Source organism: Stenotrophomonas sp. Pemsol (assembly GCF_003586545.1).
Lineage (GTDB): Bacteria > Pseudomonadota > Gammaproteobacteria > Xanthomonadales > Xanthomonadaceae > Stenotrophomonas > Stenotrophomonas sepilia.
On the sequence record NZ_CP025780.1, the window covers coordinates 3393124 to 3414478 of the forward strand.

The following is a 21355-nucleotide window of genomic DNA, read 5'->3' on the forward strand; positions in this document are numbered from 1 at the left end:
CTGTTTACCGCGTCCGGGGGACAGGCGCATGTGCCATGCGCGTCCGGAGGCGCTGCTACAAGGCGGCCAGGTCGGCAAGGTGCTGCCCCATCCCATCGTCTGCGCCGACGGCATTGGTGGTGGCGAAGTACTGATGCCAACCGGTGGCGGCAATGCCTTCCAGCAGGGCGTCGGCGTCTTCCCGGCTCGCGCACCTCCATACAGCGTAGAACTGCTCGCTGCCACCGTGCGCTGCGCCCTCCGCGACACGACCCATCGCCACCGGTGCGATGCGAACCGGATCGAACTGCTGCATGCCTGCGCCGATGCGGGTGAAGAAGGCAGTGCGTTGGTCAGGCGGGAGAGCGGTCCAGGCCGGGGTGGCGGTGTAGAGCTCGATGAGGGTGTAGGACATGGAAGGTCTTCCTTGAGGTTGATGAGATTGCAGGCCGGCAGCCGGTACTACCGCAACGAGCGCAGGGCGCGTTTGCGGATGTAGGCATTGGCATCGCCAGGGTGTTGCTGTTGCCACCGCGCGCACAGCTCACGCAGCCACTGCGGTTGAGTCTTGCCGGCATCGTTGAGCCAGTTCCCGACCGAGTCCTGCACGTAGCGCGCCGGGTCGTTGGCCATTGCTTCCAGCATCGGCAATGCGAGTTCTGGATGCTGCTTGAACAGCACGATATGCGTGGACCACACGCCTCGTGGGCGCAGCGCTTCGCAGGCGAAGCGGCGCAGGTAAGGCGATGCTTCCTGCGCCCACACTTGCAGGTACTCAAGCGCCTGCAACGGTGCGGCAACGATGTCGCTGCGCAGCGCCAGCCATGCCCATTCGCGCACGCCGAAGTGCGGGTCGTCAGCCAGCGAACGCATCGCCCGCAGCTTGGCCGGCAGCGCCGCGCCGGCATCGCTGCCAATCAGGTAACAGGCCCAGCCACGCACGGTGTCTGATGCGTGTGCCTGCCAGCGCGAGGGATCACCCTGCCCGGCTTCGCGCAGCAACCGCGCCGCCAGCGCCATGCGCTGGGTGATGCCCTTGCCGGAGGCGTTGCGCATACGTTGCAGCGCTTCCGGCTCGAGCACAGGTGCCACGCCCTGTAGCAGTGCGGCGAAATCCACTGCCAGGCATTCGGCCAGATGCGTGGCAGCGGCATCACCGCTGTTGAGTGCACGCAGCCGGTCCGCGGGAATGGGCGTGCTCATGCGGAGGCTTCCCGCCCGGTGTCCGTGTGCTGCCAGACCTTGCGCAGCAGCTGTGACAGCTGCTGCCGTTCATCAGCATCCAGGCCGTTGAACAGGCCGCTGATCCATTGTGTGTGCTGCTCGAACAGCGACTCGGCCAAACGCTTGCCCGGTGCGGTCAACACGATCTGCAGACGACGGCCATCCTCGCCATCGCTGCGACGCTGCAGCAGGCCTTCGCGCTGCAGGCCATCGAGCAGGCCGCTGATGGTGGCCCGGGTCACGCCAGCGCGCTCGGCCAGCGCGTGCGGCGCCAGTGCGCCGCCGGCCCCGTGCAGCAGGAACAGCACGATGAAGCGACCCTCGCTGAGCCCGTGCGGTGCCAACCGTGCAGCGCAGTCGCGATCGATCGACGAGGACAACGAGAGCAGCTGGAAGCACAGGCGCAGCTGCGCGATGTTGGCGTGGCCGCGCCGCTGCGCTTCCTCCAGCAACGCCTGATGCTTGGCTTCGATCATCCTTTATTCACTTTATGATTAGGCACCTAATTATATGGAGGAATAGCCAGTGGAAGCAAATCGGAGTTGACTCAGGAAGTGCGTCCCAGCAGCAGCCGCGCGATCAGTCCCCCGCCCTCGCGGTGCAGCAGCTGGAGTTCGCCCGCGTGGCGCTTTGCCACGTTGGCAGCCACGGCCAGTCCAAGTCCGGCACCCCCGGTGGCGCGGCTACGCGAGCCCTCGCTACGCTGGAACGGTTGCAGCAGGCGTGCGCGATCGATCTCGGCGATGCCAGGGCCGCGGTCCATCACGTCCAGCTGAACCCCGTCACCCGCCATGGCGACCCACAGCTCCACGGCACCCGCGTAGCGCTCGGCGTTGTCGATGAGATTGTCGACCGCGCGCCGGAGCAGTAGCGCATCGCCATGCCACGGCAACGTATCCGGGCCCTGAAGGGAAATGTCGACCCCGCGCAGCAGCGCCGCCTGCACGCACTCCTCCAGCAGCGCTGAAAGATCCAGCATGCGCATCTGCAACGGCTGCAGCTCACCGCGTGCGTAGTCGAGCACCTGCTCGATCATCGTATCCATGCGCTCGATGTCTGCCACCATCCTGGCGGCCTGTGGAGCGGGAGCGAACTCCGCGCGCAGGCGCAGGCCGGTCAGGGGCGTGCGCAGGTCATGCGCCACGGCCGCCAGCATATGCGTCATGTCCCTTGCCTGGGCGCGCAGACGTTCGCGACCGGTGCTGATCGCTGTGGCCAGTACCTGCACTTCGCGTGGACCGTCATCAGGCAATGGCGTTTCAGCCTGCAGGTCGACCCGTGCGCTGGCTTCAGCCAGGCGTCGCAGCGGGCGCCCCAACCGGATCGCCGCCCACGCCGCCAGAGGTGCCAGCAGGATCGCACCGCCCAGCAGGGCGAGCATCACCTGGCGGCGCCAGGCCGCCAGGTCACTGTGGTCGCTGCCGACCACCCGCCATCGGCCATCGGCCTGCCGCATCCCCAGTTCGAATGGCGGCCACTGCATGGCGGTCAGCAACGCGGCCTGCGATTTCAGCACGCCAGCACGAGCGGAGGCGTCCAGTACCGCGCCACCCTCGATGACCTGCACATCGGGCGCCCTGCCCTGCCCCGTCCACACCAGGCGTACATTCCTGGCCGGCAGGTCCATCTGCACCGCCGCCAACTGGGTGAGCCAGTCACTGGCGCTGCCCCGGGGTGGCGCGTCCTGCGTCGACATATGCAATCCCAGTGGCGCCGGCGCCTGTTCCCCACGCAGCACCTGCATCGCATGGTCCAGCCGCATCGGTGGCGGCGCGGGCCGGGGCATCCACCCCACTACCGCAACGCTGACCAGGGTTGCCAGCAGCAGGCTGGCCAAGGCCAGCATCGCGATCCAGCGGGTGGTCGACCACCGGCTGCTCACAACACCCCTACCTCCGCGTTGAAGCGGTACCCTTCACCGCGCAGTGTCTGCACAAGGGCTTCAGCGCCGGACGCGGCCTGCCCGAGCTTGCGGCGCAGGCGGCTGATCGCAAGGTCGACGGCACGGTCCACGCTGTCACTGGCTTCTCCGCGACTCAACTGCAGCAGCTGCTCGCGCGCCAGCACCCGCCCGGGACGTTCAGCCAGTGCCAGCAGCAGGGAGAATTCACCGCGGCTCAGCGCCAGTTCGGCACCATCCGGCGCGAACAGGCGACGCTGGTCAGGCAGCAATCGCCAGCCATCAAACCGCAGCTCGCTGGCCACCTGTGCGCGCAGCTTGTCCTGCCTGCGCAGCAGCGCGCGTACCCGCGCCAACAGCTCGCGCGGGTCAAACGGCTTGGCCAGGTAGTCGTCCGCGCCCATCTCCAGGCCGATCACGCGATCCGGCGCCGCCCCCATCGCCGACAGCATCAGGATCGGGATCGCCCGCGCCTGCAGCCGGCGGCATACCGACAGGCCATCCTCACCAGGCATCATCCAGTCGAGGATGATCAGGTCAGGTCGTTCAACCTGCAGCAACACGTCCAGCGCTGTTGCATCCGCCGCCACACGCACCTGGTAGCCGTGCAGCAGCAGGTGGTCGGCGATGGCGTCACGAATGCTGGCATCGTCATCGACGACGATGACGCGGATGGGAGTGTTCATTGCCCCAGTATCCCGCACCTGTGTATCAGGACGGTATCAATGCCGATATCGCGGTGATACGCCGCTGCGCGCCAATGGTCGCCCACGATCACTGCGGAGTCTCCCCTTGCGCCTGTTCCTGCTGCCCCTGTTCGCCATCCCCTTGCCGGCGCTCGCCTCCGATGCCGCCGAGCACGTCCTGCCGATGTGGATGCAGGGCGGTCATCCGGCAGTGGCCGTCTCGCTGGACGGGCGTTCAGAGCCGCTGCGCTTCGTGGTCGACAGTGCCGCCGGGGCAACCCTGGTCGATGCACGCGTAGTGCGGCGCTACGGTTTGCAGGATGCGGAAGCGGCAGTGTCGCAGGCCCAGGGCGCGAGCGCGAAGGCGGCGCGGTTGCAGCGCATGCGCAGCACAGCGTGGCAGCTGGGCAGCTGGCAATTGAAGGCCAGCGGCATGCAGGTCGACCTGTCATCGCTGGCGAAGGGCGATGATCCGGCCATTGACGGCCTGATCGGCAACGACCTGACCGGGCGCTGGGACACCCGTTGGGACTTCGGCCGCAATCAACTGGCGCTGTGGACACCCGGCGGCTTGGACCTGGAAGGGCCGGGTTGCCAACCCAATGCGCTGCCCGGCCGCGATGACGGCCTGCGCCAGTTCGGCTTCATCACGCTTGCCTTGGGTACGCCCGGCGTGGACGCCATCGCCGTGGTCGACACCGGTGCCGCGCAGACCGTCCTCAACGCCGAAGCAGCCCGCGCACTGGGCCTGCGCACCGACGGCAGCGATGCTCGGGTGCGTGCACGTGAAGAGGGCACCGGGGGGCTGGGTGGCGGTGCACAGGCAACCTGGCTGTACACCCTGCCCGGCATGACCGGCGGCAACTGGCAGCACCCGCCGATGGAGGTCCGGATCAGCGAACTGCCGGTGTTCAGGGCGATCGGCCTGGAGGCGCGACCGGCCTTGATCCTCGGTGCCGACGCGATGCGCGGTGGCCAGGTGGACATCGGTGCGGGTGCCGCGCGGATCTGCCTGCGCCGACCCGGCTGACGTCCGGCGCATGACGGCGGGAGCTGGCAGGCGTAGCATCGCGCCACGTCCCGCCAGGAGTTCCACGCATGCGCCGTGCTGTCCTGCTGTTGCTGACGCTGCTGCCGCCGGCCGCGCTGGCCGCGCCGCCGCTACCCTCGCCCGCGCGCATCGATGCCGAAGCACAGCGGCTGATGCAGGCGGCGCATGCGCGCGGGATGGCGCTGGCGGTGATCGATGGCGGCAAGGTGGTACACGTGGCCGCCTACGGCGAACGCAACGCCGCAGGCGAGCCGCTGCGCACCGATACCGTGATGTACGCCGCCTCGCTGACCAAGATGGCGTTCGGCCACCTGGTCGCACAGCTTGCCCAGGACGCACGGATCGAGCTGGACGCCAGCATCGCTACGGCGCTGGACAAGCCGCTGCCGGACTACCCGCCGGAGCCGAAGAAGTACGCCGACTACAGCGTACTGGCCGATGATGCGCGCTGGCGCCAGCTCACCCCGCGCCTGCTGCTCAACCATTCCAGTGGCTTTGCCAACTTCGGGTTCCTGGAACCCGATGGCCGCCTGAAGTTCCACTTCGATCCGGGCAGTCGTTATGGGTATTCCGGCGAAGGGCTGATCCTGTTGCAGTTCGTGATCGAGCGTGGACGGCTTGGCCAGGACGTGGGTACATTGATGCAGCGGCAGGTATTCGACCGCTTCGGCATGGTCCGCACCAGCATGATGTGGCGTGAGGATTTCGCCGCCAACCTGGCCGATGGCTGGACGGCGGAAGGCACGGCCGAGCCGCACGATGAACGCAGCCGCGTGCGTGCGGCCGGTTCGATGGATACCACCATCGCCGACATGGCGCGCTTCGCTGCCGGCTATGTCCGCGGCGATGGGCTGTCGCCTGCAATGCGCAGGGAACTGGTGCGGCCGCAGCTGCCGATCACCACCGCCAGCCAGTTCCCCACGTTGCAGCCAGAGCTGCCCGTGGCGCAGCAACGCAAGGATCTGGCTGCGGGCCTGGGCGTGGTGACGTTCCGCGGCCCGCAGGGCGCAGGCTTCTACAAGGGTGGCCACGACGATGCGGTCGGCAACACGCTGGTGTGCATCGAACGGTACAGACGCTGCGTGGTGATCCTGGGCAACGATGTACGGGCGGAAGCTGCGTTCCCGGCACTGGTGGCATTCGTACTGGGCGATACCGGCGTGCCGTGGCAGTGGGAGTATGGCGCGGCGAAGGTATTCGTCGAATGAGGGTGCGATGACGCCTGCATGGCGAACGCGGCTGGGAGGGGAGCATCCACGCCATGCGTGGATGGCACTCCTCAGCGCGCCTGCTCGAAGAACATCAGGTACACCAGCCGGCCATTCTCCGGTCGATCACCGAACGCTGGCCCGGCGGTGTGCCAGAACCAGGGCCGCAGCAGCACCAGCCGGTTGAAGCGCATCGGAATGCGCATGGTCATTTCCCACTGGCTGTCGTCGTTGCTGTCGCGCTCGATGATGTCGCGATGCATGTCGCCGCCGTTGGCGTAGCCCAATGCGGCCAGCTCCGCCGCATCCAGGGCCATGCGTTCGGTGCCGGTACGACGGTGGCGGAAGAACTCGGTGCCGCCCTCGCAGTGCTCCGGTGCACTCAGGTAGAGAATGCCCGACCAGTGCGAGTGGTCGGCGTGTACCTTGGCGCGGCCGATGTCGCCGGCAAAGGTAAGGCGGAACTTGCCGTGCGACTGCAGCGGGTTGACCGGCCGCAGCGGTTCGTTGACCAGTCGCGAGACCGCGCCGGACAGTCCATCCAGCTCCAGCCGCTGCTGTGAATTGCGGCCGGGGAATGCGCCCTCCTGGACGGGATAGTCCAGGCCCAGTGCCGCTTGGCGCAACCCCTGCGCATCGGCGGGAGAAAGGAAGTCGTCAACGACGATGAACGAAGTAGGCATGGTTACCGAGCGTAGCGATGCACTGCGGCGACGGCAACCGGGCAACGAAAAACCCCGCCTTGCGGCGGGGTTCTTCCTTACATCACATCGGGAAGGCGTGCCGACCGAGGCCGGCAACGACCGCCGGAGGCGTGGACTTAGAAGTCCATGCCGCCCATGCCGCCCATGCCGCCCATGCCACCAGCGCCGCCCATGGCCGGCTCGTCCTTCTTCGGAGCTTCGGCAACCATGGCTTCGGTGGTGATCATCAGGCCGGCGATCGAGGCCGCGTTCTGCAGGGCCGAACGGGTCACCTTGGTCGGGTCCAGGATGCCGAACTGCAGCATGTCGCCGAACTCGCCGGTGGCCGCGTTGTAGCCGAAGCTGCCGGTGCCTTCCTTGACCTTGTTGATGATGACCGACGGCTCGTCGCCGGCGTTGGCCACGATCTCGCGCAGCGGGGCTTCCATCGCACGCAGGGCAATCTGGATGCCGTGGTTCTGGTCTTCGTTGGCACCCTTCAGGCCGGCCAGCGCGGTGATCGCGCGGACCAGGGCAACGCCGCCGCCCGGGACCACGCCTTCTTCAACGGCTGCACGGGTAGCGTGCAGGGCGTCGTCGACGCGATCCTTCTTTTCCTTCATTTCGATTTCGGTCGAGGCGCCGACCTTGATCACGGCAACACCGCCGGCCAGCTTGGCCACGCGTTCCTGCAGCTTCTCGCGATCGTAATCCGAGGAGGTGTCCTGGATCTGGGTCTTGATCTGCGCCACGCGTGCATCAACGTTGGCCTTGTCGCCGACGCCGTCGATGATGGTGGTGTTCTCCTTGGAGACCTGCACCTTCTTGGCGCGGCCCAGGTCCTTGATGGTGGCCTTTTCCAGCGACAGGCCGACTTCCTCGGAGATCACGGTGCCACCGGTCAGCACGGCCATGTCTTCCAGCATCGCCTTGCGGCGGTCGCCGAAGCCCGGGGCCTTGACGGCCACGACCTTGACGATGCCACGGATGGTGTTGACCACCAGGGTCGCCAGCGCTTCGCCTTCGACTTCTTCAGCGACGATCAGCAGCGGCTTGCCGGCCTTGGCGACGCCTTCCAGCACCGGCAGCAGGTCACGGACGTTGGAGATCTTCTTGTCGTGCAGCAGGATGAACGGATCATCCAGGTCAGCGGTCTGCGACTGCTGGTTGTTGATGAAGTACGGCGACAGGTAGCCGCGGTCGAACTGCATGCCCTTGACCACGTCCAGCTCGTTGTCCAGGCCCGAGCCTTCTTCAACGGTGATGACGCCTTCCTTGCCGACTTCCTTCATCGCGTCAGCAATGATCTGGCCGATCGACTCATCCGAGTTGGCCGAGATGGTACCGACCTGGGCAATCGCCTTGTCGTCGGCGGTCGGCTTGGAGATGTTCTTCAGCTCGGCGACGGCAGCCGAAACGGCCTTGTCGATACCGCGCTTGAGGTCCATCGGGTTCATGCCGGCGGCAACGGCCTTGGCGCCTTCGCGGATCAGGGCCTGGGCCAGCACGGTGGCGGTGGTGGTGCCGTCGCCGGCATCGTCGTTGGTGCGCGACGCAACTTCCTTCACCATCTGCGCGCCCATGTTCTCGAACTTGTCAGCCAGTTCGATTTCCTTGGCGACGGAGACGCCGTCCTTGGTGATGGTCGGGGCGCCGAAGCTCTTTTCCAGCACGACGTTGCGGCCCTTCGGGCCCAGGGTGGCCTTGACAGCATTGGCGAGAACATTGACGCCGCGCACCATGCGCGAACGGGCGTCTTCACCGAAACGAATATCCTTGGCAGCCATTGCATTTACCTCATTGGTAGCGCCGGACGATGCCCGGCGGCTGGGAGTTGGGATCAGGTTGAAACAGGTCGCGCCGAGGCTCAGCCGATGACGGCGAGCACGTCGTCTTCGCGCAGGACCTTGTATTCGACGCCTTCGCTCTTGTACGAGCTGCCGGCGTACTGGCCGTAGATGACCTTGTCGCCGACCTTCAGCGACGGCGCGCGCACGTTGCCGTTGTCCAGCGGCTTGCCCGGGCCGACGGCCACGACCTCACCCTTGGTGGACTTTTCCTTGGCCGAGTCGGGGATGACGATGCCACCGGCGGAGATTTCGTCGGCTTCGATCGGCTTGACCACAACGCGGTCGTGCAGCGGCTTGATGCTCATAGGAGACCTCTTAAGTGATTGATTGGTCTAAAAAAGTCCGGCGATGTTAGCACTCACCCCAGGCGAGTGCCAGAACCGCACGTGAAGAAACCCGACAACGTCGGGAGCAGGGCAGAGATGGAGCCCCGCCGTCCCCTTTCAAGGGCGGAATGAAAAAAATTTTTCCGCCCGCGCGCGTCGGCCAAGGCGTCGGTCCTGGACAATTTCGGTGACAAGCGTCGCACTGTCAGATATCTGACGTTCATTTACGACAAAGTGTCACTGGATCGGCCTTAGGCTCGGTCAGGCATTCCCAATCACAAGGAGTAGTCGATGCGATTGCTGTCCCCGCTTGCCGCCGCCTGCCTGCTGGCGCTGGCCGCCGCGCCGGCCCAGGCCGAGGTCTTCATCAATGAACTGCACTACGACGACAGCACCGCCGCCGGTGACGTCGGCGAAGCGATCGAGGTCGTAGCCACTGCCGGTGAGGACCTGTCCGGCTACCGCCTGTACCTCTACAACGGCAGCAATCCGTCGGCCGCCACCGTCTATGCCAACACCCCGGTCCCGGCCGGCACCGCCGCCGGCTGCGGCAGCGCCAGTATCGCTGTGGTCAACTATCCGACCAACGGCATCCAGAACGGACCGAACGACGGCATCGCGCTGGTCGATGCCAGCGGCAAGGTGGTCCAGTTCCTCAGCTACGAGGGTGCCATCACCGCCTCCGGTGGCCCTGCTGCCGGCATGACCAGCCAGAACATCCCGGTGGCCGAAAGCAACAGCACCGCGCCGGGCACCTCGCTGCAGCTGACCGGCAGCGGCAGCCAGTACGCCCACTTCACCTGGGCCGAATCTGCCGGCCAGACGTTCGGCAGCTGCAACAACGGCCAGACCTTCAGCGGCGGTGGCACGCCAGGCCCCAACACGCCGCCGTCAGTCTCCACCACCACCCCGGCGCAGGGCAGCAGCACCTTCCCCGCTGCCGCCGACCTGGAAGTGGTGTTCAGCGAGACGGTGAACCTGGCCAGTGGCGCCTTCGCCCTGAGCTGCGGCACCTCCGGCAGCGTGCCGCTGACCTTCCCGGCCAGCGGCCGCAGCGTGAAGCTGTCCACCAATACCGCGCTGGTGGCCGGTGAAGCCTGCCGCTTCGACATCCGCGCCGCGCGCATCACCGACCTGCAGGGCGCGCATCCGGCCGCCGACAGCCGCATCGCCTTCACCGTGGCCAGCACCGGCGGCAATCCGGACCCGGGCAACCCGGGCGTGCCGGCCGGCTACTACTCCAGGGTCAACACCAGCAGCCCCAGCCAGCTGCGCTGCTCGCTGCACGCCACCATCAAGGGCCACACCGCCTACCCGTACAGCGGCTCGGGCACCAGCACCTGGACCATCCTGGAAATCGCCGACGAGGATCCGAACAACCCGGACCGCATCCTCGATGCCTACCGCAACCGCAGCTACGCCAAGGTCAGTGATCGTGCGGGCACCGGCAGCGGCCTGACCTACAACCGCGAGCACACCTGGCCGAACTCGCTGGGCTTTGCCACCACCACCGGTGACAAGGGCCTGCCCTACGCGCCGTACACCGACACCCACATGCTGTACCTGACCGACGCGCAGTGGAACGCCGACCGTGGCAACAAGCCGTTCGCCAAGTGCGATGCCAGCTGCGGCGAGCGTGCCACCGAAGCCAACAATGGGCAGGGCGGCGGCAGCGGTGGCTACCCGGGCAATTCCAACTGGGTGCGCACGCCGGACGGCAACACCGGCACCTTCGAGGTGTGGGGCAAGCGCAAGGGCGACATGGCGCGTGCGGTGATGTACATGGCGATCCGCTATGAGGGTGGCAAGGATGCGGCCACCGGCCAGTCCGAGCCGGACCTGGAGCTGACCGACGACCGCAGCAAGATCGTCAAGACCAGCAGTTCGCCGGCCTACATGGGCCTGCTGTCGACGCTGATCGACTGGCACCTGTCCGATCCGCCGGATGATGCCGAGCGTGCCCGCAATGACGTGGTCTACAGCTTCCAGGGCAATCGCAACCCGTTCATCGATCACCCCGAGTGGGCCACCCCGGCCCTGTTCACCTCGGCCAAGCCAGCCACCTGCCAGCTGGCCAACTGACCGCGCAACGCTGCGGTCCACTGCCGCCGCCGGGCCCAGACCCGGCGGCGGCCCTATACTCGACGGTCATGCCGACCGTCGATCCCGTCCTGCTGCTGTTGACCACCTGCCCGGACCGGGCCAGTGCCGAGCGCATCGCGCACGCGCTGGTCGGCGAGCGCCTGGCCGCGTGCGTGACCCGCCTTGATGGCGCGCAGTCCACCTACCGCTGGCAGGGCGAGGTGACCACCGATGCCGAGCTGCAGCTGCTGGTAAAGACCACCGCGAGCCGCGTCGATGACGCAATCGCCCGGATCGTCGAACTGCATCCGTATGAACTCCCGGAGTGCATCGCGGTCGAAACCCGGGCCGGCCTGCCGGCATATCTGGACTGGATCCGGGCACAGACCCGGGAGGACACTGATTGAAGACTCTGTTTGCGCGTGGCGCTGCCTTGTGCGCCCTGTTGTGGCTCTCGCTGCCCGCCTTGGCCCTGGATGAGAAGGACCTGCTGCCGGTGGACCAGGCGTTCGCGCTGACCGCCACTGCCCCCGAACGGGGCCAGGTGCAGCTGCAGTTCAAGATCGCACCGGGCTACTACCTGTATCGCCACCGCACCAGCGTCAAGGCGGATCCGGCCTTCAATGCCGGCACGCTGCAGATGCCCAAGGGTGACAGGCACCACGATGATTTCTTCGGCGAGGTCGAAACCTATCGCGAGCGCCTGCAGGCCACCCTGCCCGGCACGCCGACCGACGCCGCCGGCACCATCAGCCTGGAAGTACGCTACCAGGGCTGCGCCGATGCCGGCGTCTGCTACCCACCGCAGAAGCGCGTGGTGCAGGTCACCCTGCCGGGTGCCGGTGCGGCGGCCGCGGTGCCTGCCGCGCGTACCGGTGCCGCCAGTCCGTTCAACAACCCGCTGGCCGGTGCCGGCAACAGCGGTGGCCTGCGCCTGCCGGGCGCGGCCAACAACAGCCAGGCGCTGCCGCTGCCGTCGGAACAGGCGTTCGGCTTCGATGCCATCGCCAGCGACGGGAACACCCTGCTGCTGCGCTTCAGCCCGGCACCCGGCTACTATCTGTACCGCGACCGCACTTCGCTGAAGCTGGAAGGCAGCGCCGGCGTGCTCGCCGACAAGCCGCGCTGGCCGGCCGCGCAGTCGCATCGCGACGAGCACTTCGGCGATGTCTCGGTGTACTTCAACCAGGTGGAAGTGCCGCTGCCGCTGCGCCGCACTGTTACTGATGCGGTCGACAGCACCCTGGTGGTGACTTTCCAGGGCTGCCAGACCGATGGTATCTGCTACCCGCCGATGACCCGTCGGGTGAAGCTGTCGATTCCGGCCGGCAAGCTCAACGCCGGCGCCGGCCAGGCGCCAGTGCGCGAGGAAGCCGTCAATGCGCTGGGCGCTGCCGGTGCGCCGCGTGAATCCGCCAATGGCGTACCGCTGCGCCTGCTGCCGACCGTACCCAACGACGGCAACGTCGCTCCCGCCGCCAGCGGCAGTGAGGGCGCGCGCAATGAGTTCGCCGCCGATGCGCGCGATGGCAACGCCCTGCGCACGCGTCCTCCGGCGACCACCCCGAACCCGGACCGATCGTTCGTCTGGGTGCTGCTGCTGGCGCTGGCCGGTGGCCTGGTACTGAACCTGATGCCCTGCGTGCTGCCGATCCTGTCGCTGAAGGTGCTGAGCCTGGCGCAGAGCGGCGAGAGCCCCGAGCGCGCGCGCAGCCATGCCCTCTGGTACACGCTGGGCGTGCTGGTCGCGTTCGCGGGGATCGGCGCGCTGATGGTAGGCCTGCGTGCGATCGGCAACGCCGTCGGCATCGGCTTCCAGCTGCAGCACCCGGGCGTGGTGGCGGCGCTGGCCTACATCATGTTCGCGGTGGGCCTGAGCCTGTCCGGCGTATTCACCCTCGGCGGCGGCATCGGCAATCTTGGCCAGTCGCTGGCCAGCCGCAGCGGCCCGGCCGGTGACTTCTTCACCGGTGCGCTGGCCTGCGTGGTCGGCAGTGCCTGCGTCGGCCCGTTCATGGGCGGTGCGATCGCCTACGCCTTCATTGCCCCGCCGCTGAAGGCGATGACCGTGTTCCTGTTCCTTGGCCTGGGCCTGGCGCTGCCGTTCCTGCTGATCGGCTTCGTGCCAGCGCTGGCACGCCGCCTGCCCAAGCCCGGCCCGTGGATGGAAACGCTCAAGCACGTGCTGGCCTTCCCGATGTACGCCACTGCGCTGTGGCTGCTGTGGGTGCTGGGCAAGCAGCGCGGCGTGGACGGCATGGCGCTGGTGCTGGGTGGCCTGCTGCTGTTCGCGTTCGGCCTGTGGCTGTTTGAACGCAACCGCTGGACCGGCTCGCGTGCGGTGACCCTGCTCGGCGTGCTGCTGGCGATCGGTGCGCTGGTTCCGGCCTGGGGCGTGACCCAGCTTGCAGCGCCGGCGAGGGCAGCACAGGCCGCCAGCGACAACGTGGTCGAGTATTCGCCGCAGCTGCTGGACCGCCTGCGCGCCGACAACCGCGTGGTGTTCGTCAACATGACCGCCGACTGGTGCGTGAGCTGCAAGGCCAACGAACGTGCGGTGCTGTCACGGCCGGAGTTCAAGGAACTGCTCAAGCGCACCAATGCGGTGTACATGCGCGGTGACTACACCAACGTCGACCCGCAGATCACCACGTTCCTGGAAGAGCACAAGGCGGTGGGCGTACCACTGTACGTGGTGTACGGCCCCGGCGCGCCGCCGACCGTGCTGCCGACCCTGCTGACCCAGGCGGTGGTCGAGGAAGCGCTGCTGCGCACCGCACGATGAAGTGGCAACGGCCAGCGCTGCTGTGGACAGCGGTGCTGGCCGCCGGCCTCGGCCTGTGGGCCGGGCATCGTCTGTCACCCGGCACATCAGCACCTGCCGCGCCAGCAACGGCTTCCAGGGCGACGGCCGTGAAGCCCACGCTGCAGGTGGGCGATCAGTTGCCCGCGCTGACACTGCCGGACCTGGCGGGTCAGCCATTGGTCCTGCGCGATCACTTCGCCGGCCGGCCGCTGCTGATCAACGTCTGGGCCAGCTGGTGTGCGCCCTGCGTGGAAGAGATGCCCGAACTGGCGCGCTTCGCCGATGCCCAGGGCGACAACGGTGTGCAGGTGCTGGGCCTGGCGCTGGACACCACGGACGACGTGCGCGGTTTCCTGCAGCAGGTGCCGGTGGACTACCCGATCGTGATCGAGACACCGGGCCCGCGCGATGCCAGCGTGCAGCTGGGCAATACACAGGGGCTGCTGCCCTACAGCGTGCTGTTCGATGCGCAGGGGCGGCTGGTGAAGGCAAAGCTGGGACCGTTCGCCCACGGCGAGATCGACAGCTGGGTGAAGTGAGGGTTCGGCAGGGCTGCGCCCTGCACCTGCCGAGGCCACCGCAACGGCCAGAGCCAAAGCGGATTTCCGTGGGATGGCGGGGCGGTGCGGCTGGGCAGGACACGCCGTAAACCCATCCATGGGGGCTCGATGGCGCCATCCATGGCGCCAACGGTCCTGCCCAGCCACACCGCCCCGCCTCCGACAGATTCCGGCGGCTGTTGGGTATGAATCTCCATCGAAATCAAACATTTCGACAATTGAACGAAAAGCATCCACGCATGGCGTGGATCTACGGCAGGTCGCGAGAATCTGTCGAAGGCGGGGTGGGTCCGGTTGAGGAGACGCGAGCCGCATGGGCCCGAGGCATGCCTCGGGCGGGTTGGGCAGGACACCCAACCCCGGTCTTGCCGTGTGCGCAGGACAGCGCAAACGAGCAGGCGGCGACCGAGCTACATGGACGTACTTGCAGCGTCCCTCTCAGCCGGACCCGCCCCGCCAACCCACGGAAAGCCAGCTTTTGAGGTTGACGTTGCTCCGGCTTGCAGCGGGTGCAGGGCTGCAAAGCCCTGCAACAAAACCCTCCTTGACCGTAGCCCGTCCGCCACGGAGAATTCCGCGACTAATTCTCATTTGCTGTTGCGCAGGATGCGGGCGGCAGCCTCCCGGGCCCCTCTCTTTCGATGTTCAAGAACGTCCTGTTCCAACTGCATTGGCTGCTGGGCATTACCGCCGGTGCCATCCTGGCCGTGATGGGCCTCAGCGGCGCCGTGCTGTCCTTCGAGGACGAGCTGCTGCGCGCCGCCAATCCCGGCTTTGCCGAGATCGCCGAGCACCATGCCGACGGACAGCCTCCCCTTGCACTCAGTGAACTGGTGCCGCTGCTCCAGGCCGGCAGCGAACGCCCCCTGCAACGCCTGCGTATCGATGCCACCGGACAGCGGCCGTCGGTCGCGCGCTTTGCCGGCGGCAAGGACCACTGGGTGTACTTCGACCCGTACAGCGGTGAGCGCTTCAGCGCCCTGCGCGGCCAGGCGTTCTTCGACTTCGTCGAGGACCTGCATCGCCACCTTGCTGCGGGCGAACGCGGCAAGTGGATCACCGGCAGCTGTGCCATCGCCCTGCTGTTCTTCACCCTGTCCGGCCTCTACCTGCGCTGGCCACGACGCTGGTGGCACTGGCGCAGCTGGCTGGCAGTGGAGTGGAAACGCAGCGGGCGCGGCTTCCTGTGGAGCCTGCACTCGGTCGTCGGCACCTGGGTGCTGCTGATCTACCTGATGAGTGCGCTGACCGGCCTGTGGTGGTCGTTCGACGGGTATCGAAGCGCGGCCAGCACGCTGCTGGGCGTCCCACCGGCGGCCAAGCACCAGGTTGCCACCGATGCATCGCTGGACCTGCACCGCATTGAAGCCACGCTGTACGCGCTGCCGGGCGTGCGCGCCGGCTTCATTGACCTGCGCCTGCCGGAGAAGCCCGGGCAGGCGCTGAACGTGCGGGTGATGGCCGGTGATCCGTCGCAGCGCGGCGGCCACCACGATCGTGCGCATGACCTGCTGCAGCTCGATCCGGCCAGCGGTGCGGTTCTCGATGCCCGCCCGTACGCACGCCAGGGCGCGGGCGGACAGCTGGCCACCAGCGTGTTCGCGCTGCATTCGGGCAGCTACTTCGGTGTACCCGGGCGCGTGGTGGTGATGCTCAGCAGCCTGGGCATGAGCCTGTTCTTCATCACCGGCTGGATGCTGTACCTGGACCGCCGCCGCAGCCAGCGTGCCGCGCGCGGGCTGCGCCAGGCGCTACCGATGCGGGCCAGCGACGCCGGCAACGCAGCGTGGCTGGTGGTGCATGCCAGCCAGAGCGGACTGGGCGAACAGCTGGCGTGGCGCGCGGCGGCCCAGCTGCAGGCGGCCGGCCATGCGGTGCAGGTGCTGCCGCTGGCGCGCATCGATGCCGCGCTCCTGCTGCGTGCATCGAGCGCGCTGTTCGTGCTGAGCACCTTCGGCGACGGCGAGCCGCCCGACGCCGCACGGCGCGCAGCGCGGCAGTTGCTTGCACAAGCGCTGGACCTTTCGGGCCTGCAGTTCGGCCTGCTCGCGCTGGGTGACCGCCAGTACCCGCACTACTGCGGCTTCGGCCGCCGGGTCGATGGCTGGTTGATCGGAAACGGCGCGCGTGCACTGTTCGAGCGCGTCGACGTCGATGCCGCCTCGGTCCCCGCGCTGCGCCGGTGGCAGCAGGAGCTGGGTGCGCTCACCGGCATCGTCACCGATGACAGCGTGCTGCCTGCGGCTACGCAGATGCATGAGTGGCGCCTGCTCGGCCGCGACCGCCTCAACCCTGGCAGCGTCGGCGGAGCGATCTGGCGTATCCGTCTTGCCGCACCGGCCGACGTGCAGTGGCAGGCCGGTGACATCCTGCACATCGCGCCCCGCCACAATGCGCAGCATGCCGGTGCCGTGTTGAAGGCGCATGGGCTGGATCCGCTGCAGCCCTTGCTGGTCGATGGCCATCCGCGCACGCTGCTGGCGCTGGCCAGCGAACGCGAGCTGCCGGAGGCCGATGCCGCGCTGGCAGTGCAGGATGCCTGCCTGTGGCTGGCCGGGCTGCCGCTGCTGCCCAGCCGCGAGTATTCGATCGCCTCCTGCACGGATGATGGCGTGGTGGAGCTGGTGGTGCGGCTGGTGCATGACGCCTCCGGTCGAGCCGGGCTGGGCTCGGGCTGGCTGTCGTTGCATGCGCCGATCGGTGCCGGCATCGTCGCCCGCGTGCATCGCAACCCCGGTTTCCATCGTGTCATTGGCGCGCCGATGGTGCTGATCGGCAACGGCACCGGCATCGCCGGCCTGCGCAGCCTGTTGCGCGAAGCCGCCCGTGCAGGCGAACACGGGCACTGGCTGTTGTTCGGCGAGCGCCAGCGTGCACACGATTTCCTGTTCGCCGACGAGATCGAAGCGTGGCAGGCCGATGGCCATCTCGCGCGGGTGGACCTGGCGTTCTCGCGCGATGGCGACGGCGGTTATGTGCAGGATCGCCTGCAGGCGGCCACCGGAACGCTGCGCGACTGGATGCGGCGCGGTGCGGTGATCCATGTCTGTGGGTCGTTGCAGGGCATGGCCGAAGGCGTGGATCAGGTGCTGCGAACGGCGCTGGGCGATGAAGCGGTGGAAATGCTGCTGGAAAACGGGCGCTACCGCCGCGACGTGTATTGATTCCTGCCGCCGAACGCTGGTGTGAGCCGAGCATGGGCTCGGCTCTACAGTGTTCCTGCAGCCGATGTAGCGCCGAGCCTACGCTCGGCTGACTAGGCCGCGGCGGCGCGCGCCTGCGGCATCGACTGCAACCGGAACGCGCCCACCGCGTCGGTCAGGGCACGCACCTGGACCTGCATCTGCGCCGTGGAGGCACCGGCCTCTTCCACCAGGCTGGCGTTGCGTTGGGTACTGGCTTCCATCTGCACGATGGTCTGGTTCACCTGTGCGATGCCGGCATGCTGGTCCTGCGACGCACTGCGGATACCCGCCAGCAGCTCGGCCAGCTGCTGCACGCTGCCGACGATCTCGCCCATCGTGGTGCCGGCCTGTTCGGCCTGCTGGTTGCCCTCTCCCACACGCGCCACCGAATCCTCAATCAGGCCCTTGATCTGCTTGGCCGCCTCTGCGCTGCGTTGTGCAAGCAGGCGCACTTCCGCGGCTACCACGGCGAAACTGCGGCCCTGCTCACCGGCACGCGCCGCTTCCACCGCCGCATTCAGCGCGAGGATGTTGGTCTGGAAGGCGATGCCGTCGATCAGCTGGGTAATGTCGCCGATCCGCCGCGATGCCTCGCTGATGCCCTGCATGGTCGCCACCACCTGGCCGACAGCCTCGCCGCCGCGCTGCGCCACTGCAGCCGCACCCTTGACCAGCGCGTCGGCACGGCCTGCGGCATCAGCATTGCGACCGACCGTATCGGTCAGTTCGTGCATGGAAGCGGCGGTCTCTTCCAGGTTGGCGGCCTGCTGCTCGGTGCGCTGAGACAGATCATGATGGCCGGCAACGATCTCGCCAACGCCGGTATCGAGACTGGAGGTGGCGTGCTGGATGCGGGTGACGATGCGGCCCAGCTGCGCGACCGTCGCGTTGGCATCATCGCGCATGCGCGCGAACACGCCCTGCAGCTCACCCTCCATGCGCACGCTGAGGTCACCACGGGCCAGCGCAGCCAGCAATGCCTGCAGGTCGCCGAGGTTGGTTTCAAACGTCGCCAGCAGGCGGTTGATGCTGGTCGACAACGTGCGCACGAAGCCCTGCTTGCCCTCCAGCGCGATGCGACCGTGCAGGTCGCCGTGTGCTGCAGCATCGACCAGGGCAGCGACCTCGGTTTCCAGCAGGGTCTCCAGCGCACGACTGCGCCATTCCACCGCTACGCCGAGGAATTGCCCTTCATCGATGACGGGGTTGGCAATCAGCTGGTAACGCGTGCCGGCATGGCCGATCTCGCGCTCTTCGCGCTGGCGCACGCCGGCCAGGCTGGCCAACGCCGGATGCAGGCGTACCGCGTCGCTGCCCACCAGCGCTTCGTTCCGCAGGTCAAGCAGCTGCAGCAATGCCGGGTTGGCGTAGGCGACCTGCCCTTCCGCATCGATCACCATCAAACCGGTCTGTGCACTGTCCAATGCCTGGCGCACCCGGGTGTTGCCGCGCGCGACGGCACGCTCGGTCTCGATACGCGCGCGCAGGCGCTGCTGCATGTCGACCAGGCGCTGCGCCAGCTGGCCGATCTCGTCGTTGGCGTTGTAGACGCGCAGGGTGGTGTCCAAGCGGTCGTCAGCGATGTCGCTGGCGAAGCGCAGGGTGTCCTGGATCGGCTGGCGCACCGCACGCAGCACCAGGACCAGGCTGGTGATCAGCACGCCGGCCACCAGCAGCAGGGTCAGTGCGAACAGCACGCTCATGGTGCGCGCGCCGGCCTGCTGGCGTGCCTGCGCCCCGGCCAGCGCCGCCACCTGTGCCTGCTGGAATGCGGCCAGCGCAGGCGCTACGCCCGCGGCGGTATCCAGCAGCGACTGCGCTTCCACATCCAGGCCGACGCGGGCCGCGGTATACCCCAGCAATGCGGCCTGATACGCATCCATCCCGGTGCGCAGGGTGACCTGCGCATCCGCGGGCAGGCCCGCCAGCGCGAGATCGAACGGCAGCTTTTCTTCGCTGGCGCGGTCGGCGTGGGTGGAATCACCGTCGAGCAGCAGCAGTGCCTCCTGCCGCCGCATCTTCTGCAGGGACAACACCAGCGCATCCCGCTGCTGCGCATCCACCTGCCCCTGCAGCGTGTGTGCAGCCTGTTGCAGCTGCGCGGCGAGGCCGGCCTCACCACGGCCCATCTCGTCGACCCGTTCGAACAGGGCGGCAACACCCTGCGAGAACGCGTCTGCAGCTTCGGTCAGCGCCTGCAGGGCCTTGCGCCGGCCGGCATCCATCGGCATCGTGCGCAGGGCCTGCAGATCGTCCTGCAGCGCCTTTTGCGTGGCCAGCAGCTGCGCGCGGTCGGCATCATCGAAACTGCGTGCATACTGGATCTGCAGGCGGCGCGCTTCGGCCACCCGCGTGGCCAGGCGCGCGGCCAGATCACTGCCGCGCTGGTAGCTGGCCTGGCTGCGCGCAGCCTGCGTGCTGGCATGCCCGGTCCAGGCATAGGCGGCGGCAATTGCGACCAGTCCCAGGCCACAGACCCACAAGGTCGCCTTGAGCTTGTTGGCTACGCTCAGCCGATGCGGTTGCAGCCACAGCAGCAGGCCGGAAGACGCCGGGCGCAGCGCCGCAAGCCGCGTGCGCAGGGACCGGAGGTGGGGGACAACGGCCGACATGACAGACTCCAGGCAGAAGGACGCACCTTTATCGGCCGGATTCAAGGCAACTTTAGAACTTTCGTCGTCCTGGCCCAGCGGTGACGGGCGGACGCGGCCTTTGTACCGGGTGCAGGCGACGCTGGCGTGACACGACCAGCGCCCTTGACCTCAACCCCGGTTGGGGGAGCACAGTGGACCCCCCCTCCCGCCCGGTGCCGCCATGACGACGCTCGATGTCCCCCGCTACCTGCAGCGCCTGCAGCTGGATGCCCCGCCACCGCTGACGCTGGCCGGGCTGACCCTGCTGCAGCAGCGTCACAACGCAGTGCTGCCGTTCGAGACCCTCAGCTGCCTGCTGCGCGATGCGGTACCGATCGACCTGGACAGCGTGCAGCGCAAGCTGCTCGACGACCGTCGTGGCGGCTACTGCTTCGAACTCAACGGCGGCCTGCTGGCGCTGCTGCAGGCGCTGGGCTTCGATGCACAGCCATTGAGCGCGCGCGTGCTGCTGGCTGCCCAGGACGGCGAACTGACCGCACGGACCCACCTGCTGCTGCGCGTGCAGGTGGACGGCGATGACTGGCTGGTGGATGCCGGTTTCGGCAGCCTGACCCCGACCGTGCCGCTGCGGCTGCATGATCCGCAACCGCAGGCCACGCCGCACGAACGCTATCTGCTGCAGCGGCTGCCCGGCGAGGGGGATTTCGTGCTGTCCGCCGAATCCGCTGACGGCTGGCGGGCGATGTACCGTTTCGACCTGCACGTGCCGGCACCGATCGACAACGTGGTGGGCAACTGGTACGTGTGCACCCATCCCGACTCCAGCTTCCCTGGCCAGCTGCGCGCGTCGCTGACCGGGCCGGACTGGCGACGCACCATCGGCAGCGGCAACTACACCGAGTACCGCCCCGGCCAGGCACCGGACAAGCGTCCGCTGCAGGATGTTGCCGACGTGCGCGACGTGCTGCAGCAAGGCTTCGGCATGCAGCTGCCGGACGACCCGCGGCTCGATCCGGCGATCAACGACTGGCTGCAGCGCTCACGCGCCGCGACCTTGTAGAGCCGAGCCCATGCTCGGCTGAGCTTGGGCGGCTGGGCCAACAGCAGCCGAGCGTGGGCTCGGCCACGCGCCAGTCGCCTGCGTCGACCGGTCCGAAGCGCAGCTCAGCTCCCGCTCGCAGTGCACGCTCCAGGCTCACCTCCAAGTCCATGCCCACACCT

The 21355-nt window shown here is 67.8% G+C and carries 17 protein-coding genes; 8 read left to right on the forward strand and 9 right to left on the reverse strand.

What is annotated here, in order from left to right; translation table 11 throughout:
• Positions 1-55 precede the first annotated feature (55 nt).
• From PEM_RS15570 to PEM_RS15590, 5 genes are all read right to left on the reverse strand, one after another.
• Entirely contained in the window at positions 56-394 is a 339-nt protein-coding gene (locus PEM_RS15570) for a DUF6616 family protein (RefSeq protein WP_005419664.1), read from the reverse strand.
• A gap of 47 nt (positions 395-441) precedes the next feature.
• Positions 442-1182 carry a DNA alkylation repair protein gene (locus PEM_RS15575; RefSeq protein WP_111128774.1) on the reverse strand — a complete coding sequence of 247 codons (741 nt, stop codon included), beginning with the start codon at positions 1180-1182 and terminating at the stop codon, positions 442-444.
• Positions 1179-1679 carry a MarR family transcriptional regulator gene (locus tag PEM_RS15580; protein WP_005419666.1) on the reverse strand — a complete coding sequence of 167 codons (501 nt, stop codon included), beginning with the start codon at positions 1677-1679 and terminating at the stop codon, positions 1179-1181. Before PEM_RS15580 ends, PEM_RS15575 begins: the two co-directional genes overlap by 4 nt.
• A 71-nt stretch (positions 1680-1750) precedes the next feature.
• Entirely contained in the window at positions 1751-3049 is a 1299-nt protein-coding gene (locus PEM_RS15585; protein WP_032954575.1) for an ATP-binding protein, read from the reverse strand.
• 32 nt (positions 3050-3081) lie between these two features.
• Complete coding sequence (locus PEM_RS15590; RefSeq protein ID WP_053496943.1) at positions 3082-3789, reverse strand: response regulator transcription factor; 708 nt, start codon at positions 3787-3789, stop codon at positions 3082-3084.
• Positions 3790-3895: 106 nt separating this feature from the next.
• On the opposite strand from PEM_RS15590, the gene PEM_RS15595 reads away from it, so the two are divergent.
• Positions 3896-4819, forward strand: coding sequence for an aspartyl protease family protein (locus PEM_RS15595; RefSeq protein WP_111128775.1), 924 nt, complete (start codon positions 3896-3898; stop codon positions 4817-4819).
• A 68-nt stretch (positions 4820-4887) separates the two neighbouring features.
• On the forward strand, positions 4888-6048 hold the full coding sequence (locus PEM_RS15600) for a serine hydrolase domain-containing protein (protein WP_111128777.1): 1161 nt from the start codon (positions 4888-4890) through the stop codon (positions 6046-6048).
• 71 nt (positions 6049-6119) lie between these two features.
• Here PEM_RS15600 and PEM_RS15605 read toward each other — a convergent pair whose 3' ends face one another.
• The 3 genes from PEM_RS15605 to PEM_RS15615 all read right to left on the reverse strand — a co-directional run bounded on the left by PEM_RS15605 (position 6120) and on the right by PEM_RS15615 (position 8886).
• Complete coding sequence (locus tag PEM_RS15605) at positions 6120-6731, reverse strand: DUF6445 family protein (protein WP_005419673.1); 612 nt, start codon at positions 6729-6731, stop codon at positions 6120-6122.
• Between the two features lie 137 nt (positions 6732-6868).
• Positions 6869-8518: a chaperonin GroEL gene (gene groL, locus PEM_RS15610; RefSeq protein WP_005411226.1), complete on the reverse strand. Its 1650-nt coding sequence runs from the start codon at positions 8516-8518 to the stop codon at positions 6869-6871.
• Positions 8519-8598: 80 nt separating this feature from the next.
• A complete protein-coding gene (locus PEM_RS15615) occupies positions 8599-8886 on the reverse strand; it encodes a co-chaperone GroES (RefSeq protein ID WP_005411227.1) in 288 nt (95 codons plus the stop codon).
• A 312-nt stretch (positions 8887-9198) separates the two neighbouring features.
• On the opposite strand from PEM_RS15615, the gene PEM_RS15620 reads away from it, so the two are divergent.
• The 5 genes from PEM_RS15620 (at position 9199) to PEM_RS15645 (ending at position 17519) form a co-directional block, all read left to right on the forward strand.
• Positions 9199-10989: an endonuclease gene (locus tag PEM_RS15620; RefSeq protein ID WP_111128779.1), complete on the forward strand. Its 1791-nt coding sequence runs from the start codon at positions 9199-9201 to the stop codon at positions 10987-10989.
• Between the two features lie 68 nt (positions 10990-11057).
• Entirely contained in the window at positions 11058-11396 is a 339-nt protein-coding gene (gene cutA / locus PEM_RS15625) for a divalent-cation tolerance protein CutA (RefSeq protein ID WP_005419675.1), read from the forward strand.
• Positions 11393-13774 carry a protein-disulfide reductase DsbD gene (locus tag PEM_RS15630; protein ID WP_111128780.1) on the forward strand — a complete coding sequence of 794 codons (2382 nt, stop codon included), beginning with the start codon at positions 11393-11395 and terminating at the stop codon, positions 13772-13774. The genes cutA and PEM_RS15630 overlap by 4 nt, the downstream gene beginning before the upstream one ends.
• Entirely contained in the window at positions 13771-14334 is a 564-nt protein-coding gene (locus PEM_RS15635; RefSeq protein ID WP_111128782.1) for a TlpA disulfide reductase family protein, read from the forward strand. Before PEM_RS15630 ends, PEM_RS15635 begins: the two co-directional genes overlap by 4 nt.
• A 662-nt stretch (positions 14335-14996) precedes the next feature.
• A complete protein-coding gene (locus PEM_RS15645) occupies positions 14997-17519 on the forward strand; it encodes a sulfite reductase flavoprotein subunit alpha (protein WP_111128785.1) in 2523 nt (840 codons plus the stop codon).
• Positions 17520-17611: 92 nt separating this feature from the next.
• On the opposite strand, the gene PEM_RS15650 is transcribed toward PEM_RS15645, so the two are convergent.
• Positions 17612-20152, reverse strand: coding sequence for a methyl-accepting chemotaxis protein (locus PEM_RS15650; protein WP_119706123.1), 2541 nt, complete (start codon positions 20150-20152; stop codon positions 17612-17614).
• 202 nt (positions 20153-20354) lie between these two features.
• On the opposite strand from PEM_RS15650, the gene PEM_RS15655 reads away from it, so the two are divergent.
• The gene (locus PEM_RS15655; protein ID WP_005419680.1) at positions 20355-21194 is read left to right on the forward strand and encodes an arylamine N-acetyltransferase; all 840 of its coding nucleotides are present in this window, start codon (positions 20355-20357) and stop codon (positions 21192-21194) included.
• Positions 21195-21355: the final 161 nt, after the last annotated feature.